Below are 15,256 nucleotides of genomic sequence, written 5' to 3' on the forward strand. Positions count from 1 at the left end.
GCCAACCGCGCGATGGGTTGGCCTTTCTCTTTTGACGTTGAGCCCTTGATGGCGCCTTGAATTTTCGTAAGCGGGCGGAAAAAAGACGGGAAACTGTCTGAGCGCAGCGAGTTTTTCCCGTCTCCGCACGGTTACGCAAATTCAAGGAATGGGTCGCCATCTCGGGCGCGCCTTTCTTTTGCCTACTTTTCTTTGGCAAGACAAAGAAAAGTAGGTCGTGCCCGGCAGGGTACGAAAGCGGGATGGACCACCAACAAAAAAACTCAAACCCTCCCAACCACCCCCACCAACTCCCGCCCCACCCCCTCAGAAGCCATCATCATCGGCGCCCGCAACACATTCCGAATCAGCCCTTCGGCAGCAAGCCAAGCCTTCAGGGGCCCCGGATTCGTCTCTGCAAACAGCAACCGAATCACCGGCGCCAGCGCATGATGCAACCGCCGCGCGTCGTTCAACCGCTGCTCTCGCACCGCCCTTGCCATCTCGACAAACAGCTCCGTGCGGACATGCGCGGCAGCAATGATCGCCCCCACGCCGCCCGCACACAGCGTGCCGAACACCTGCGCGTCTTCCCCCGCCAGCACCTGCAACCGCCCATCGGCAATCACGCGCTGCGTCTTGTCCGTATCGCCACCGCAATCCTTGATGCCATGGATGTTGGGATGCGCCGCCAGCGCAAGCAGCGTTTCGGTGTCGATGTTCGCGCCGGTGCGATACGGAATGTCGTACAGCAGCACCGGCACGGGCGAGGCGTCGGCCAATGCGGTGAAGTATTCGATGATCCCGTCCTGCGACGGACGAATGTAGGAAGGCGCAGACACCAGGAACGCCGTGGGGCGGTGCTCGGCCAACCGCAGCATGCGCTCGCGCACCGGCGCCAATATGCTGCCGGGCAACCCCATCATCACAGGCAGACCACCGGCGGCGGCACGTACCGTATCCAGCACGTCGGCCTGTTCCTGCTCGGAAAGCGCGATGGCCTCGCCCGTGCTGCTGCACGGAACAAACCCGGCAACGCCCAACGCGCGGTAACGCGCAACTAATGTATACAGTGCGCCGTAGTCGACAGACCGCGCCGCGTCATCGGCAAACGGCGTCACGATGGGCACCCAGATGCCCGCATACGACGGACGTTGGTGGTTCGACAGATTGATGGATGAATTTTCAAGCACGACAACACTCCTGGACGAATCAACGACCGGTCAAGAACCATCAGAAGCGCTTCGGGAATGCAGGCCCGCGAGATGCAGGTGAGAGGCAACCGTGTCTAACGTATCGGTCAACCGCTGTTCCGTCGCCCATCTGACGGAACAGCGCTCCGGTCAGACGAGCGGCTGTTTGGTGGCTTTTTTGGCGCGCGCGAGCGTCGACGCGACCGACAGGCTGAATGCCGGTGCCGAGCAGATCGACGAGGAACGGGAAATCGCGCGCATGGAAATTGTCAAAAAAGTCTCCATACCGTACTGATGTGTGACTGGAGCGTCAAGCGCATAAGCTAAAGTGCGCTGAAACGTCATGAGGCGATGTCGGTCTCATGCCACACTCTTTTCAGATTCAGATCTAGAGGACTTCATGACCCCTGCCCTGACCTCCCGCTCGACGCGTTTTTCGGTGCTGCGCTGGCTGACACTGTCGCTGGCCGTGCTGGCTGCGCCCTTCCTGTCTGCGTGCGGCTATAACGATTTCCAGGCGAAGGACGAAGCCACCAAGGCCGCATGGGCCGAGGTGGTCAACCAATACCAGCGGCGTGCAGACCTGATTCCGAACCTGGTGAATACGGTCAAGGGCTATGCCTCGCACGAAAAGGAAACGCTCGAAGCGGTGACCAAGGCGCGCGCCGCAGCCACCAGCTTCCAGATCACGCCGGAGGTGCTGAACGATCCGGCGGCGTTCCAGAAATTCCAGCAGGTGCAGGGCGAGCTTTCGAGCGCGCTGTCGCGCCTGATGGCGGTGTCGGAGAACTATCCGCAGCTCAAGGCTGACCAGTCGTTCCGCGATCTGCAATCGCAACTGGAAGGCACCGAGAACCGCATTACGGTGGCCCGCCAGCGTTACATCAAATCGGTGCAGGAGTACAACGTGCTGGCCCGTAGCTTCCCGACCAACCTGACGGCCAAGGTGATGGGCTACCAAGTCAAGCCGAACTTCACGGTCGAGAACGAGAAAGGTATCTCCACTGCCCCGGCGGTGAAGTTCTGACGAGCTGACGATCATGTCGATGCGCGCACGTGCCTGCTTCGCCTTCCTGCTGACTGCGGCCCTATGGCTGGCCACTGCGCTGCCTGCGCGCGCGCAAAGCGACATGGTGGCCGTGCCGCCGCTGGCTGCGCGCGTGACCGACCTGACCGGCACGCTCAGCGCCGAGCAGAAAAGCGCGCTCGAACAGGTGCTGGCCGATTACGAACAGCAGCGCGGCAGCCAGATCTTCGTGCTGATGGTGCCGTCCACCGCGCCGGAACCCATTGAGGCGTATGGCATCCGCGTGGCCGATGCGTGGAAGGCCGGCCGCAAGGGCGTGGACGACGGCGCGATCATCCTCATTGCCAAGGACAACCCGGCGTCGCTGCGCAAGATGCGTATCGAGGTCGGGCGGGGGCTGGAAGGGGCGCTGACGGATGCGCAATCGAAGCGCGTCCTGCAGGACGTGATGGCGCCGCACTTCCGCCAAGGCGATTTTTACGGCGGGCTGTCAGCGGGCATCTCGGCCATCCAGACCGTCATTGCGCAAGAGAGCCTGCCGCCGGCTGAGCGAGCGAAGCATCAGCAATCCGGTGGCGGCATCGGCGATTGGCTGCCGGTGCTGTTTCCGCTGGCGATCATCGTGTTCTTCGTGCTGAGCGCGGCCATGCGCTCGGGCGGGCGCGTGACCGGCAGCCTGCCCGGCCGGCCCGGCTCCCGCGTGATGATGGGCAACCGCGGCTGGGGCCCGGGCACGATTGGCGGCCTTGGCGGAGGCCTGGGCGGCGAATGGGGACGCGACCGGGACAACTTCGGTGGCGGTGGAGGCGGCGGCTTCGGCGGAGGCGGCGGCGGTGGTTTCGGCGGCGGCGGCGCCTCCGGCAACTGGTAACCGGTGAACGCATCCATGACATCCACAACCCGACATCACCGCGGCGCCGGCCGCGCCCTGACCCACCTGCTGACAACCTCGTCGCACGCCAGGCGCGCGTTTCCGCCCGAGGATCTGCAAAAGCTCGAAGCCGCCGTGCGCGAAGGCGAACAACGCCATCGCGGCGAAGTGCGCGTCGTCATCGAAAGCTCGCTGCCAGTGCGCGACGCGTGGGCCGGCGTGTCGCCGCGTCACCGCGCCCGGATGCTGTTCGGGTTGCTGGAGGTGTGGAATACGCGTGAACACGTGGGCGTGCTGCTCTACATCAACCTGGCCGACCACGCGGTTGAGATCCTGGCCGACCACGGGATCGCCGCGAAAGTCGACGCACACACGTGGCGCACCATCTGCGAAATCATCACGCGCGGCTTCGCGCAGCGCGTGGCCATGGCGCCGGTGCTCGATGCGCTGGCGCAGATCAACGACCTCCTCGCCGCACACGTGCCTTCCGATGGCACGCCGCGCACCAATGAGCTGAGCGACCGGCCGGTCGTGCTGTAACGGCGCTACGTTGAGTGAGGCAGCCAAAGCAGCGTCCCAAGCACGGATCTGCCGCCACATCCGTCGCCTTGTTTCGCAGAGACCCGGCTGCTGGTGCACATCCACGGCACGTGTTTCAGTTCTGATACGAAAGCGCACGCGCGAAGGAACGCATGGGCAACACGCCCAGGCAATCAGGCGTCTCATCTTTTAGGATGACATGATGGGCGCCGCGCCTCAGGCATCTGCTTCATGTTCTGCGGTGCCGTCACCCACATCGCCGAGAAGCCGTTACGCCATTTCCGCGACGCACATGTGCGTCGTGCGATACGAAGGCACCTGCCACGGTCTCTGGATTGCAGGATTTGCGACCCATGTTTCATGAATGCAACCATTCGAGGCCCCTCTGGTTGTCCCCGAGTTTTCGCACCGCAACAAGCATTAAAAGTCACTTTTTGCGTCCGTTTGCGCGATGTTTTGCGCACAAAACACCTCGGTCTGAGGCGATTTTCAGTAGCCACCGCCGCTATCCGGCACGTATCCAATTCGAAACATCCGACTAGCGCCTGCCACTGCAAACACCTTGATTCCGGCTGGAATCGTTGTGGCTCAACGGTTTATCCGCCGTGGCATGGTCGTCGCTCTACTGTCCGGGCCAGCAAGGCCAATCAGTGATCCGGAGGCTCGGCAATCAAACCAGAGCGGCATGCAACGCCGCCGCCGAGACCGCAGGACAGAGTCAAGACGGAGTGCAAATTCAAAGGCACTCCGAGGGGAAGCTCAGAACGAAGGCGGTGCATCGGCCACACCAGATGGCCAAGCACCCAAGAACACGCCTGATACAGCCATTCATAACGGCCTCAGGCAATGCGAGGGGAGTCCACTCGTCGTAGTGAAAGTCGAATTAGAAGTTGTCCGGGGGTAACGTCGGTGCGAACCGACGACAAAGCCAGTCTCGAACAAGCGAGACCGCCAGGTTGCCAGGCATGCACCGCACGCCGACAGCCGCATGGTGCAAAGAGGTTTCTCCCCCAGACTGCATTTGCGGACGGACGGCTTTCCGCCCTTGTCCGACGGTTGACTTGGCAGTCCATTGGTGGCCGCAACAGCAGTGCGCGGCTCCATAGAAAAACGTTGGGGGAAAACATGAACGCGTACATCAATCGCCCGTTGCTCTATGTTTCACTGCGTCACGATGCAACGCGTTGCCGCTACCTGGCTCAACAGGGTTGGCAACTGCTGTTCGCCAACAACCGCCGCGACCTTGAAGCGCTGAACCTGCGCGATGAGCCCGTCCTGGGCGGTCTGCTGGATCTGGATTGCGGTTACTCCGACACCGAATTGGAAGAACTGGAACCGTGGCTTGCCCGGCAGAACATTGGCTGGATCGGAGTGGTCGGCAACGGCGACATGCTGTCTGACCCGATGCGCAAGCTGCTCGGCCTGTACTTTGTCGACTACTACAACATCCCGTGCGACAGCGCCGAATTGGCACACGCACTGGGGCACGCCGTCGGCATGGCAAACCTGCGCCCGGCGGCAACGCTCACACGCGATGCGCTGCGCCCCGATGGCATGATCGGTAACTGCCCCGCCATGCAGGGCTTGTTCCGCGGCATCGAGAAGGTCTCGAAATGGGATACGCCCGTGCTGATCTCGGGCGAATCCGGCACCGGCAAAGAACTCGCGGCACGCGCAATCCACTGCGCCTCGCGCCGCGCCGGCCAGCCATTCATCGCCGTCAACTGCGCGGCCATCCCCCCCACGCTGCTGATGTCCGAACTGTTCGGCTATGAGCGGGGCGCCTTCACCGGCGCCGTCAAGCGCAAGCCCGGACGCATCGAACTGGCGCACGGCGGCACCCTCTTCCTGGATGAAATCGGCGATATGCCGCTGGAAAGCCAAACCAGCCTGCTGCGCTTTCTGGAAACCGGCTGCATCGAACGGTTGGGCGGTACAGAGTCGGTTGCCGTCGACGTGCGTGTCATCTCGGCAACGCATGTCGACCTGGAAGCGGCCATCGCCGCCGAACGCTTTCGGGGCGATCTCTACCACCGCCTCTGCGTGCTGCGCGTCAAGCAACCTGCACTGCGCGAGCGCGACACCGACATCCTGCTGCTGGCCGAACACATCCTCAACAGCGTGCGTGGCCATTCGCCCGAACACATCAAGGGGTTCTCACCGGCGGCACTGCGTGCACTCAGCGCGCACACGTGGCCGGGCAATGTGCGGGAGCTGATCAACCGCATCCGGCACGCCGCTGCCATGTGCGAAGACGGCATCATCAAGCCGGCCGATCTCGACCTGCAGCCGCCCGTCGAGCCCTCGCACCCGCCTACCCTGGCCGAGGCCCGGGAAGCAGCCGAGCGCTGTGCCGTCAAAGAAGCCCTGCAACGCAATCATGAACGACTCATCGACGTGGCCGAAGAGCTTGGCATCTCACGCGTCACGCTGTTCCGGATGATGCGCGAGCACAAGCTGCAGATCCGCAAGGGCGAACTTGGGATGGTGTGTGTGCAAGGGTAAAGGCAAGGCGGATGGCGGGGACAGAACAAAAAACAGGGGCGGACCATGTCAGTCAGCCAGCAGGAGACGGCGCGGGTTGACACAGCGCCGAAATCGAGGGGAGCGAGGGGGGGAAGTTGGCAGGGGTCCCGCCGACTGTATGTGTATGGCGGGGCCCTGCTCTTCCTTGAGTATTTCCTGCTCGGCATGTGGTGGTGGGGCCACCACATCTTGCAAAACACCACCATTCCCTCGCCGGGGTGGGATCTGGCTGTCTTCTGGAGTGCCGCCAACCTGGCCATCACGCACGGCGCGACAGCAGCTTATGACTGGGGGTTGTTGCGCGCTGCGGAAGCCGCCATCCTGCCGCCCGACATTTTTGGGCCGTTCTCCTATCCGCCAACGTTTCTGCTGCTGATCTACCCGATCGGCATGTTGTCGTTTGGTGCGGCCACAGTGGCTTTCTCGGGCTGCGGCATTGCGCTCTATCTGGGGATGCTCAACAAAACGCTGCGGTCGGTGCCAGACGCGCTGCGGCTGCCCTGGCTCATTCCGGCGGTTGCGTTTCCTGGTGTGTGGGTCACGCTGGTCACGGGGCAGAATTCGCTCTTCACCGCAGCAGTTGCGGGTGCGGCGCTGGTGCTTCTGCGGCGATCTCCGGTGGCGGCAGGTGCTTGCATCGCCATGCTGTGCATCAAACCGCAACTGGGCATCCTGTTCCCGCTATACCTGCTCTGCGAGCGCCAGTGGCGCGCACTCGCATCGGCGGCGTTCTTCTCGATGCTGACTTTGGTGGTGAGTTGGCTCGCATTTGGCACAGCCACCTTTGTTGCCGCCGCGAGAAGCATGGCCATGTTCCGCCACGCTATTGTCGAGAACGGTGGCGTGATCCTGTACGGCGCGCCAACGGTGTTCGGCACGCTGCGGTCCGCCGGGTACTCGACCACGGTGTCATATGCGGCTCACGCCGGCGTGGCGATGCTGGTGATTGCGGTTTGTGTTTGGTTATGGCGCAGCACCTGCCGCTTTGAGTTGCGCGCTGCCTCACTGCCCGTTGCGACGCTGATGGTGCAGCCCTATCTCATCTACTACGACCTCGCCTGGCTCGCTTTGCCGATGGCTTGGCTTGCGGTCGATTTTGTGCGCCACAGCAGCAACCGATTCGAAAATGCGGTGCTGCTTGCCGCCTGGCTGGTGCCTGCACAAGGCCTGTTCGCTGTGCTTTCGCACCGGACAGGGCAATGGGCGCCGATCGTGCTGGTGGCCTTGCTCGCCATCATCGTGAGGCGCGCGCGTGCGCCACAACGCGTGATCGCACCACACGAAAGTTTTGACGCTGCAACACCACCCGTTGCCGCGATTGGCGCACACGCATCCAACCCGGCGCAGGGGACAACGGCGTGAACAGAAGCTTTGAGGGCCTGCGCGGCATCGCGGCCTTGTTCATTGTTGTGCATCACATGTTCTGCGCATGGCCGCACCCGCTCTCTGCCAATGCCTATCTTGCGGTAGACCTCTTCTTTGTCTTGAGCGGCTTCGTCATCAGCAACGCGTGTGGCCCGCAGTTGTCGAATCTCGCATCGCTGCGCACGTTCATGATCCGCCGCATTGGCCGTCTGTGGCCAACGCACATCGCAACCACGGTCCTGGCCCTCGTCGTGGCCCGCCATCTGCCGGCGTTTGGCGAGACGCTGGCACTCGCCACCATGTCGCAGGGCCTGAACGTCTTCCAGGCCGGCATCGGCAACGCCGTGAGCTGGAGCGCCAGCGACGAAATGTACGTCTACCTTCTGTTCGGTGCGGGTTGCATCCTGATGCGCGGCCGCACCCGCATGGTGGTATTCGCAGCGTTAGCCTTGACGGCGTGGGCGCTGGCCGCCTGGATCGAGATCGACCGAGCCTGTCTTCTCCAGGGCGGCTGCCTCAGTAAGTTGGTTCACCAATTCGGCTGGCTGCGGTGTATTGCAGGCTTCTTCATCGGTGCCCTCATTTATGAGTTCCGAGATCGCCTTATTACCTGGGCGAGCCACCCCGTCTTTCAGGTGACGGCGTTTTCAGCAGCGCTGTTCCTGCTCATCTCGGCAGATGCCCTTCCCGGGTCTGCACTGACCGCGCCACTGACGTTCGGGGCGCTGATCGGTGCGCTCATCAGTGACCGCGGCCCGGTCGCCCGCATCCTTCAAACACCGGCCGCGCAGTATCTCGGCAAGGTGTCGTACCCGCTGTACCTTACGCATGGCGTCATGCTGCCGCTTGTCGTAAGCATGCCGGCAGACGTCGCGCTCAAGCAGCAACTTGTCACCTACGCGCTATTTCTCTTCTGGGCGTTTGCCTCCGCCAGTTTGCTGCACAACTACGTCGAGTTGCCGTTTCGTAACCGGTTCAATCGGTGGGCTCAAGCCATGCCTGGCGCAGCCATACCCACCGCTCAAGGGGTTGCCGGCGTTACGTTGCACGAGCACCAACACAGCGTCATTGGCAATCAGAACAAGCAGGCGTGAGATACACCAATGCGGACCACAGTCACAAGCCTGGAAGGTCTTCGCGGCGTGGCAGCACTGTTCGTCGTGTTCCACCATATGTGTTACGCACCACCGCATCGGCAATTTGACAGCGCATACCTCTGTGTTGATCTGTTTTTCGTCTTGAGCGGCTTCGTGATCTGTCGGGCCTATGGCGGGCAACTAACGAGCCGGGCTCAGCTGCGCACGTTTGCCATCCGCCGCGTTGGGCGTCTTTGGCCAGCGCATATCGCAACGTCTGCACTGGCCATTGCCTTCGCTTATCGTGTTCCGTCGGTTGGCGAAGTGCTCGCGCTCGTAACCATGTCGCAAGGCTTGAACCTGTTCCCTAACGGCGTGGGCAACCTCGTAGGCTGGAGCATCAGCGATGAAATGTTCGTCTACCTCGCATTTGGCGCGCTCTGCTTCCTGCTGCAAGGCAAAGCGCGCATCGCGGGCTTCGCTGCGCTTGCTCTGATCGGATATGCGCTTGCCGTTTGGATCACGCTTAGCATCGATCGCTGCCTGCTCACCGGAAAGTGCCTTGGCATGACGTTCAACTTCGGCTGGACGCGCTGCCTTGCCGGCTTCTTCATAGGTGCGCTGATCTGCGAGTTCAGGGATCGGGTCGCGGCACTGGCGAGGGGACGCGCCATTCAGCTCACAGCATCGGCCGCATCGCTATCGATGGTTATGTTTGCCAATGATCTGCCCGGTTCAGCGCTGTTTGCGCCATTGGTGTTCGCCATGCTGATCGGGTCGCTGTTAGCCGATCGTGGCCCGATCGCAAACCTCCTCCAGACCCGCCCCGCACAGTATCTTGGCAAGGTTTCATACGCGCTCTACCTCGGGCATGGTGTCTGGTTCCTGCAGATGCTCGGCGCAACGACCGGCACTGGCCTCAACGACAGGCTCATTCCCTATGCGTTGTTCCTCTTCTGGACGTTCGGCATCGCACACCTGCTGCACAAGTACGTAGAAGTGCCGTTCCGAGACCGATTCAATCGGTGGGCGCAATCGAGTGCTCAAGCAACACCGGTCTACAGTCAAATCAAGGAACCGCAACAATAAGCAGGCGAGCGCTGCGCGTCACCAAAGCCGTTCTTCAACGCGTGGTTCATAGAAGGACCATGATCGGAGCGGCCGGCGCAGCCACGAGACCATGCAACGCACGCCACATCGTGCCCGATCGCCGCGCGGGCCCCCTTCAGGACGTAAAACCACACGGCCCAGTCGCGGAACCAAAACCCGGAGCATCAATGCGACCAGAGCATGGACGGTCAGGTGACGCGCCGGGTCCGGTGTGGACTCCCCTGTGCCCAGACGCACCTAACCGCGCTGACCTCGCATCATCTGAATCACGCGCCGCTCACCTGTCAACCGGTTGCGCAGCCGGCGCTCCTGATAGCGGCGCTTCACCAGGTAGATCGGGCGCCCCTTGGCCTCGTCGTAGATGCGGCCAATGTATTCGCCCACCACGCCCAACCCGATCAATTGCAAGCCACCAAAGAACAGCAACAGCGACAGCAGCGAGGCGTAGCCGGGCACATCCACACCCAGAACCATCGTGCGTGCGATGATGTAGCTGCCGTACACAAATGCCAGGCTTGCAATGGCTAAACCGATATACGTCCAGCTACGCAGCGGCCAGGTGCTGAAACTGGTGATGCCTTCCAGCGCGAAATTCCACAGGCGCCAGCCGGAGAACTTCGACTGACCTGCGCTGCGTGCCTCGCGCTCGTACGGAACGATCACGGTGTTGAAACCCACCCACGCAAACAGGCCCTTCATGAATCGGTGCCGCTCGGGCAACTGCTTGAGGGCATTGACGACCGCACGGTCCATCAAGCGGAAATCGCCAACGTTTTCCGGCAGCTTCAGGTCGGACAACGTGTTGTGGACGCGGTAGTACGCGGCAGCAGTTACCCGCTTGAGGAAGGTGTCGCAGGCACGGCTGGCGCGCTGTGCGAGGACCACTTCTGCCCCCTTCTGCCAGTGTGCCACCAGGGTGGGAATCAGTTCCGGCGGGTCTTGCAGATCAGCATCGATTGGGATGACGGCATCGCCAAGTGCCTCGTCAATGCCGGCCGTCAGCGCGGCTTCCTTGCCGAAGTTGCGTGTCAGATCGATCACCCGTACACGCTCGTCCATGCGTGACACCGCGATCAACTTCTGCAGTGTGTCGTCCTTGCTGCCGTCGTTCACGCACACGATCTCGAACTGTGTGAACTCGATCGATTCCAGGATCGGCACGACCCGTGCAAAGAAGGACTCCAGCGCCTCGCCTTCGTTGTAGAACGGCACGACCAGCGAAAGCAGTTGGTCTCTTTTGGTATCCAACATCATTGTTCTCCCCGTCCAAGGCGCCTTGGCACGCGGCTGTGTAACGCGTTGCGTGTGCGCTCAAGATGAATACGGCGCGCGATATGCGCGAGTGCCAGAAGCAATACAAGCGGCATCAGCTGAAAGCCGAGTCGGTCAATCAGGAGCATTCCGCCCAGCGGCAGAAGCCACAGCAGGATCAGCCCTTCACGTTCACCGGGCAGCCACCCTTCCCGCCAGGCATGAGAGGCCAGCCAGGCAATGGCTAGACCCAGGAACGCCAGGTCGTAGTCGTACAGGTAGGGGCTGGCGAGCATGCTTGCCGTCAGCACAGCCGCGGCGCGCAATGCAAAGCTGCATGGCCGGCTCCAGGCGTACGCGACTGCGGCACAAGCCGTGAAGGCCCCCATCAGGTGCAGCGCGTAGGCCAACATCACACTGCCGTGCAGCATCTTGACCATGGCAAAGAGGGTCGGCATGCGCTCCAGATGAACTGCGCCGGATTCCACTGCCGAGCGCGCCAACGCCGCGTTGTGCAGAAAGGCAATGAACGACTGCGGGCCGAACGCTGCCAGCGCCAGCACTGCCAGCGCGAGTGAGGTCAGCGCCATTGCAATCAACGCTTTCCAGGATCTGGCGCACATCAGTGCCACCGGAAACATCACAGCCAGTTGCGGTTTCACCGTCAGCAGGGCCAGCAACATGCCCGCTGCGACCGGGCTAGCGGGCCGCTTTGGACGAGGGGAATGCAGCAACGTGAGCGCAAAGCCAGCACACGACGCCAGCAGCAACGCGTTTTGCCCCGTTGCCAGCACAACTGCAATCCCGGGAAAGGCCGCGCACGGCAGCCATGCCTGCCGCCAAGGCACGATCCGACTGACAACCCACAGGAAGCAGCCAACGCTCATACTCAGGAAGACGAGCACGGCAAGCCAGTACGGCAGCAGCGCGAAGGGCGCGACGAAGGGCAGGAACGTTGGCGGATAGAACCAGGGCAACAAGCCCTGGGTAGTCGCCACCAGAGGGACGGTGGCCAGCTCCAAACTGTGCAGCACGGCCACATCGTAGGCAGCGAGTGGGTGCCCTTGCAGCACCAACTGCGCGGCGCTCCAGAACACCAGAAAATCGCCGCCAAGCGGAAAGACGCCCGCGACCTGCAACACACTGGCGCGAACGGCCCAGATTACAAAGTACGCGACGTAGCAGGCCAGCGCAGCCATCGAGTACACGCGCACGCGGTCCGGGCCCAACCAGTGGCGAGCACCCGCGGCGGCCACTGGAGACGCCGTCGTCCCCTCGGGCGCCCTGTGCTTGAGAAGGTTCAAGGTGATGGCCATGGCGCCCTCACACCCGCGTTGCCACGCGACGCACAACAAGCGCCATCATGGCGATCAGAACCAGCGGCCCGATCTGCGGCAGTTTCAGATACGGATTGGCGTGCTCATAGATCGGCAGCAGCCAAGCCACAACGAGCAGCGCCCGCTCGCCGCTCGACAGGCCACTGCCACTGTCATCACGCACACCGTCGCCCACCAAACCGGCAATGGCCAGCCCCAGCCATGTCAGCTCGTAGTCACGCAGATATGGCGACACCATCAGCGTGGCAATCGCCAGCGCCGCAGCACGTAACTCAAACGCCGTCGTCCGCCGCCAGACATAGGCCATCGCGGCGGCCATCGCCAGCGCTGTCAGCACCTGTACGGCGTACGCACCGGTCACGCTCGCCCCGGCCAGCCGGGCGGCTGCGATGGGCGTTGGCATGCCCCACCATAGGTTGGCGCCACCCTCGATGAAGCTCGCCCGCACCCATTGCGCGTTGGCAAGGAACGCCGGCACCGTGCGCCAGCCGCAGACCAACACGCTGACACTCGCAAACGCCACGGTCGTGAGCAGCGCACTGGCCAGCGCCTTCCATGCACGCGATATCACCAGGGCCAGCGGGAACAACGCCGCCAGTTGCGGCTTGATGGCAAGCAATCCGATCAGCACACCGGCAAGGACGGGACGCTTGTCCAGCTGATACACGGCAGCCCCGGCCACACCGGCCGTCAACAGCGCGTTTTGGCCAGCAAGAATGGTGATGAGCGTTGCCGGAGCGGCCAGCACAGGCAACCACAACCCTTGGCGCCACGGGTGCTGTGCCCCCGTCAACATGCTGATCGATTTGAAATAGACGAGCCCCGTGCCGGCCAGGAACAGCAGATAGCTCAAAGTCAGCGGCATCAACGACAGCGGCAAGACCATCAGCAGAAAGGTCGGCGGATAGAGCCAGGGAAGGATCAGCTCGGCTCCCTTTCCCAACGTTCCATGCTCGGCGATCACCGCAGTCAGTTCGCGCACGTCATATGCATGCAGGGGCCCCTGCGTCAGCGCGAGATGGGAGGCCCCCCAGAACGCAGAGAAATCCGTTCCAGGACGCGCCATCGTCACATCGGTAAAGCCGTTGCTCGTCCAGGCCCAGCCAAGCAGCAGCACGCAGAACAGAACCAGCAGCGCACCGCTGTAGGCGCGCACTCGGGCCAGGTCGATCCAGTGGCCAGCAGCATCCTCACCAGTTGCACGAGTTGCTGCAGCGGTGCTGCGCGCGGCTGGCAGACGCACAGATCTCTGGCTCATGCTGCTCCTCGCGTCGGTTCCGGGTGATGCGCCGCACACGATGTCTGCGCTGCGCTGAGTGGGGCTTCGTCACGCGCGCGACAGCTTCACGCCGCGTGCGGGTCTTAGAGCCCAGTCTTGTTCGCGCACTCGGATAAGGCAAGGCAGGGCACGCGCCTGTGGTCTGTGTTTAGCGCCGCCCGAGCGTCGAAATTGCATCGACGTTTCAGCACTGAAGCACGGGGACATTTCCCGCGATGCGTTGTGGCTACGGCCTTGCTGCGCGCAACCATCCGAGCGATACGCCAGGAGGATCGATCAACGTTTCCATCCGGAAACGTCGCCCGGCTATGGACACACCCTCGGCTGGGGCACTGTGAGGAGGCTCACGCAGACCCCCAGCCTACCCGACGGCGATTTCCACCATCCACTACGCTACCCCCCCACCTGTCCATTTGAATGAGGGCACCCCTGCGCTGCGTCATCCCTACGTAGCCTCATCCAAATCGACGTACCACGCCACGCGTTTCCCCCTGGCAACCCCGCCCCCGAGAACGCGGCCATCAATCACCAGGCACACGCCCCCGAATTCTGTCAGTCGCCCGCAAACCCTTGTCGCACATGGAAGTGCGCGAGGGTGGCCCGGCTTTTGCCTATGCCAGATCGCAAGACATCGTCACCGCCGCCTTGAACGGGGAGCAGCAAGTTCACAGCAGAAGGCGAAGCGAAACGGAATCTCCAATTCAAAGCATCGAATTGAAAAAAGGGATCGAGACAAATGCCGGCCAACAACACGCTCACATCGCCCACACGGGACAGCACGCTGCGCAACACCGCACGGTGCGTGTCACGTGAGTTCCTGCGGGCAGGTGACGGCAGCCAAGGCTGCTGGCCCTTTCATGCTTGTGCCATCTGTGCGCCGCCGACATGACCTCTTTCATTCTGGCTTTTCGAACGCGCATTTTTTCCACCGAAGGAGATTGTCATGAACTACCTCAACGCACTCAAGCAATTCGCCCGTGACGAAGATGGCGTGACCGCCATCGAATACGGCCTGATCGCCGCCCTGATCGCAGTCGTGATCATCGCTTCGGTCAAGCTCGTGGGTCAGAACCTGAGCACGGTGTTCTCCAACATCGCCGCGGCACTGTAAGTGCACCGATGTTGCAAACGCGAGGCTCACTGCATTGATGCCCAGCAATGCATGCCAAGCGAGTGCAAGCGTGGGTCGCCACGAACATGGCAACCCACGCCCCAGCAACAACGGGCAAAACTTCTGCCAGGGTCAAAGGGAGATTGTCATGAACCGCTACAGCACGCTTCTACAGCAGTTCCTGTACGACGAACAAGCCGTCACTGCAATCGAATACGGCCTGATCGCGGCGTTGATCGCCGTGGTGATCATCGCTTCAGTTCAGCTCGTCGGCACGAATCTGAGTACGGTGTTCTCCAACATTGCAGCCGCGCTCTAGCGGACTGCCAACGCGGTCAGCTACCAGCGCTACACAGGAGACCAGCATGCACAAGCCAATCAACCCGAGGAAGTGGCTGCGCGACGATCAAGGTGTGACCTCGATCGAGTACGCACTGCTGGGTTCGCTTATCGCAATCGTCATTCTCGGCTCCGTCGTGGCGCTGGGTAGCAGTGTGAAGTCTCTCTACGAAATGATCGCTGCGGCCATCCCGTGATGCTGCGCTGCACCGAACAACTACAACTTTTGCACGACCCGACCCCATTGAACTG

16 protein-coding genes are annotated in these 15,256 nt (G+C 62.2%); 12 read left to right on the top strand and 4 right to left on the bottom strand.

Annotated elements, in window-relative coordinates; all coding sequences use genetic code 11:
- Positions 1 to 263: 263 nt before the first annotated feature.
- Positions 264 to 1,172, bottom strand: coding sequence for a 4-hydroxy-tetrahydrodipicolinate synthase family protein (locus M1D44_RS11025; RefSeq protein ID WP_316853234.1), 909 nt, complete (start codon positions 1,170 to 1,172; stop codon positions 264 to 266).
- Between the two features lie 91 nt (positions 1,173 to 1,263).
- Between M1D44_RS11025 and M1D44_RS11030 the strand changes: the two genes are divergently transcribed.
- The 8 genes from M1D44_RS11030 (at position 1,264) to M1D44_RS11065 (ending at position 9,666) form a co-directional block, all read left to right on the top strand.
- Positions 1,264 to 1,467 carry a hypothetical protein gene (locus tag M1D44_RS11030; protein ID WP_316853233.1) on the top strand — a complete coding sequence of 68 codons (204 nt, stop codon included), beginning with the start codon at positions 1,264 to 1,266 and terminating at the stop codon, positions 1,465 to 1,467.
- A 105-nt stretch (positions 1,468 to 1,572) separates the two neighbouring features.
- Positions 1,573 to 2,199: a LemA family protein gene (locus tag M1D44_RS11035; protein ID WP_024976432.1), complete on the top strand. Its 627-nt coding sequence runs from the start codon at positions 1,573 to 1,575 to the stop codon at positions 2,197 to 2,199.
- Between the two features lie 13 nt (positions 2,200 to 2,212).
- Complete coding sequence (locus M1D44_RS11040; RefSeq protein WP_316853232.1) at positions 2,213 to 3,070, top strand: TPM domain-containing protein; 858 nt, start codon at positions 2,213 to 2,215, stop codon at positions 3,068 to 3,070.
- 15 nt (positions 3,071 to 3,085) lie between these two features.
- Complete coding sequence (locus tag M1D44_RS11045; protein WP_024976434.1) at positions 3,086 to 3,610, top strand: TPM domain-containing protein; 525 nt, start codon at positions 3,086 to 3,088, stop codon at positions 3,608 to 3,610.
- Between the two features lie 1,125 nt (positions 3,611 to 4,735).
- Positions 4,736 to 6,115 carry a sigma-54 dependent transcriptional regulator gene (locus M1D44_RS11050; protein ID WP_024976435.1) on the top strand — a complete coding sequence of 460 codons (1,380 nt, stop codon included), beginning with the start codon at positions 4,736 to 4,738 and terminating at the stop codon, positions 6,113 to 6,115.
- Between the two features lie 210 nt (positions 6,116 to 6,325).
- Complete coding sequence (locus M1D44_RS11055) at positions 6,326 to 7,498, top strand: glycosyltransferase family 87 protein (protein ID WP_316853231.1); 1,173 nt, start codon at positions 6,326 to 6,328, stop codon at positions 7,496 to 7,498.
- Complete coding sequence (locus tag M1D44_RS11060; RefSeq protein WP_316853230.1) at positions 7,495 to 8,595, top strand: acyltransferase family protein; 1,101 nt, start codon at positions 7,495 to 7,497, stop codon at positions 8,593 to 8,595. The genes M1D44_RS11055 and M1D44_RS11060 overlap by 4 nt, the downstream gene beginning before the upstream one ends.
- Positions 8,596 to 8,604: 9 nt before the next feature.
- Positions 8,605 to 9,666: an acyltransferase family protein gene (locus M1D44_RS11065; RefSeq protein WP_316853229.1), complete on the top strand. Its 1,062-nt coding sequence runs from the start codon at positions 8,605 to 8,607 to the stop codon at positions 9,664 to 9,666.
- 258 nt (positions 9,667 to 9,924) lie between these two features.
- On the opposite strand, the gene M1D44_RS11070 is transcribed toward M1D44_RS11065, so the two are convergent.
- The 3 genes from M1D44_RS11070 to M1D44_RS11080 are packed head-to-tail and all read right to left on the bottom strand — an operon-like array spanning position 9,925 to position 13,533.
- Positions 9,925 to 10,938, bottom strand: coding sequence for a glycosyltransferase family 2 protein (locus tag M1D44_RS11070; RefSeq protein WP_316853460.1), 1,014 nt, complete (start codon positions 10,936 to 10,938; stop codon positions 9,925 to 9,927).
- A complete protein-coding gene (locus M1D44_RS11075; protein WP_024976440.1) occupies positions 10,938 to 12,254 on the bottom strand; it encodes a glycosyltransferase family 87 protein in 1,317 nt (438 codons plus the stop codon). The genes M1D44_RS11070 and M1D44_RS11075 overlap by 1 nt, the downstream gene beginning before the upstream one ends.
- 7 nt (positions 12,255 to 12,261) lie before the next feature.
- Complete coding sequence (locus M1D44_RS11080) at positions 12,262 to 13,533, bottom strand: glycosyltransferase family 87 protein (protein WP_316853228.1); 1,272 nt, start codon at positions 13,531 to 13,533, stop codon at positions 12,262 to 12,264.
- Positions 13,534 to 14,133: 600 nt separating this feature from the next.
- Between M1D44_RS11080 and M1D44_RS11085 the strand changes: the two genes are divergently transcribed.
- The 4 genes from M1D44_RS11085 (at position 14,134) to M1D44_RS11100 (ending at position 15,201) form a co-directional block, all read left to right on the top strand.
- Positions 14,134 to 14,367 (top strand): hypothetical protein, encoded by a 234-nt coding sequence (locus M1D44_RS11085; RefSeq protein WP_316853227.1) that lies wholly within the window; start codon positions 14,134 to 14,136, stop codon positions 14,365 to 14,367.
- A 130-nt stretch (positions 14,368 to 14,497) separates the two neighbouring features.
- Positions 14,498 to 14,665, top strand: coding sequence for a Flp family type IVb pilin (locus M1D44_RS11090; protein ID WP_004629688.1), 168 nt, complete (start codon positions 14,498 to 14,500; stop codon positions 14,663 to 14,665).
- Between the two features lie 148 nt (positions 14,666 to 14,813).
- Positions 14,814 to 14,984, top strand: coding sequence for a Flp family type IVb pilin (locus M1D44_RS11095; protein ID WP_004629689.1), 171 nt, complete (start codon positions 14,814 to 14,816; stop codon positions 14,982 to 14,984).
- A 46-nt stretch (positions 14,985 to 15,030) separates the two neighbouring features.
- A complete protein-coding gene (locus M1D44_RS11100; RefSeq protein WP_024976443.1) occupies positions 15,031 to 15,201 on the top strand; it encodes a Flp family type IVb pilin in 171 nt (56 codons plus the stop codon).
- Positions 15,202 to 15,256 lie beyond the last annotated feature (55 nt).

Source organism: Ralstonia sp. SA306 (assembly GCF_054792405.1).

Excerpts from the sequence above, each read along its gene's own strand:
- M1D44_RS11035 (WP_024976432.1), top strand. The coding sequence starts at position 1,573 with ATGACCCCTGCCCTGACCTCCCGCTCGACGCGTTTTTCGGTGCTGCGC.
- M1D44_RS11040 (WP_316853232.1), top strand. The coding sequence starts at position 2,213 with ATGTCGATGCGCGCACGTGCCTGCTTCGCCTTCCTGCTGACTGCGGCC.
- M1D44_RS11045 (WP_024976434.1), top strand. The coding sequence starts at position 3,086 with ATGACATCCACAACCCGACATCACCGCGGCGCCGGCCGCGCCCTGACC.
- M1D44_RS11050 (WP_024976435.1), top strand. The coding sequence starts at position 4,736 with ATGAACGCGTACATCAATCGCCCGTTGCTCTATGTTTCACTGCGTCAC.
- M1D44_RS11065 (WP_316853229.1), top strand. The coding sequence starts at position 8,605 with ATGCGGACCACAGTCACAAGCCTGGAAGGTCTTCGCGGCGTGGCAGCA.
- M1D44_RS11070 (WP_316853460.1), bottom strand. The coding sequence starts at position 10,938 with ATGTTGGATACCAAAAGAGACCAACTGCTTTCGCTGGTCGTGCCGTTC.
- M1D44_RS11075 (WP_024976440.1), bottom strand. The coding sequence starts at position 12,254 with ATGGCCATCACCTTGAACCTTCTCAAGCACAGGGCGCCCGAGGGGACG.
- M1D44_RS11080 (WP_316853228.1), bottom strand. The coding sequence starts at position 13,533 with ATGAGCCAGAGATCTGTGCGTCTGCCAGCCGCGCGCAGCACCGCTGCA.
- M1D44_RS11085 (WP_316853227.1), top strand. The coding sequence starts at position 14,134 with ATGGAAGTGCGCGAGGGTGGCCCGGCTTTTGCCTATGCCAGATCGCAA.
- M1D44_RS11090 (WP_004629688.1), top strand. The coding sequence starts at position 14,498 with ATGAACTACCTCAACGCACTCAAGCAATTCGCCCGTGACGAAGATGGC.
- M1D44_RS11095 (WP_004629689.1), top strand. The coding sequence starts at position 14,814 with ATGAACCGCTACAGCACGCTTCTACAGCAGTTCCTGTACGACGAACAA.
- M1D44_RS11100 (WP_024976443.1), top strand. The coding sequence starts at position 15,031 with ATGCACAAGCCAATCAACCCGAGGAAGTGGCTGCGCGACGATCAAGGT.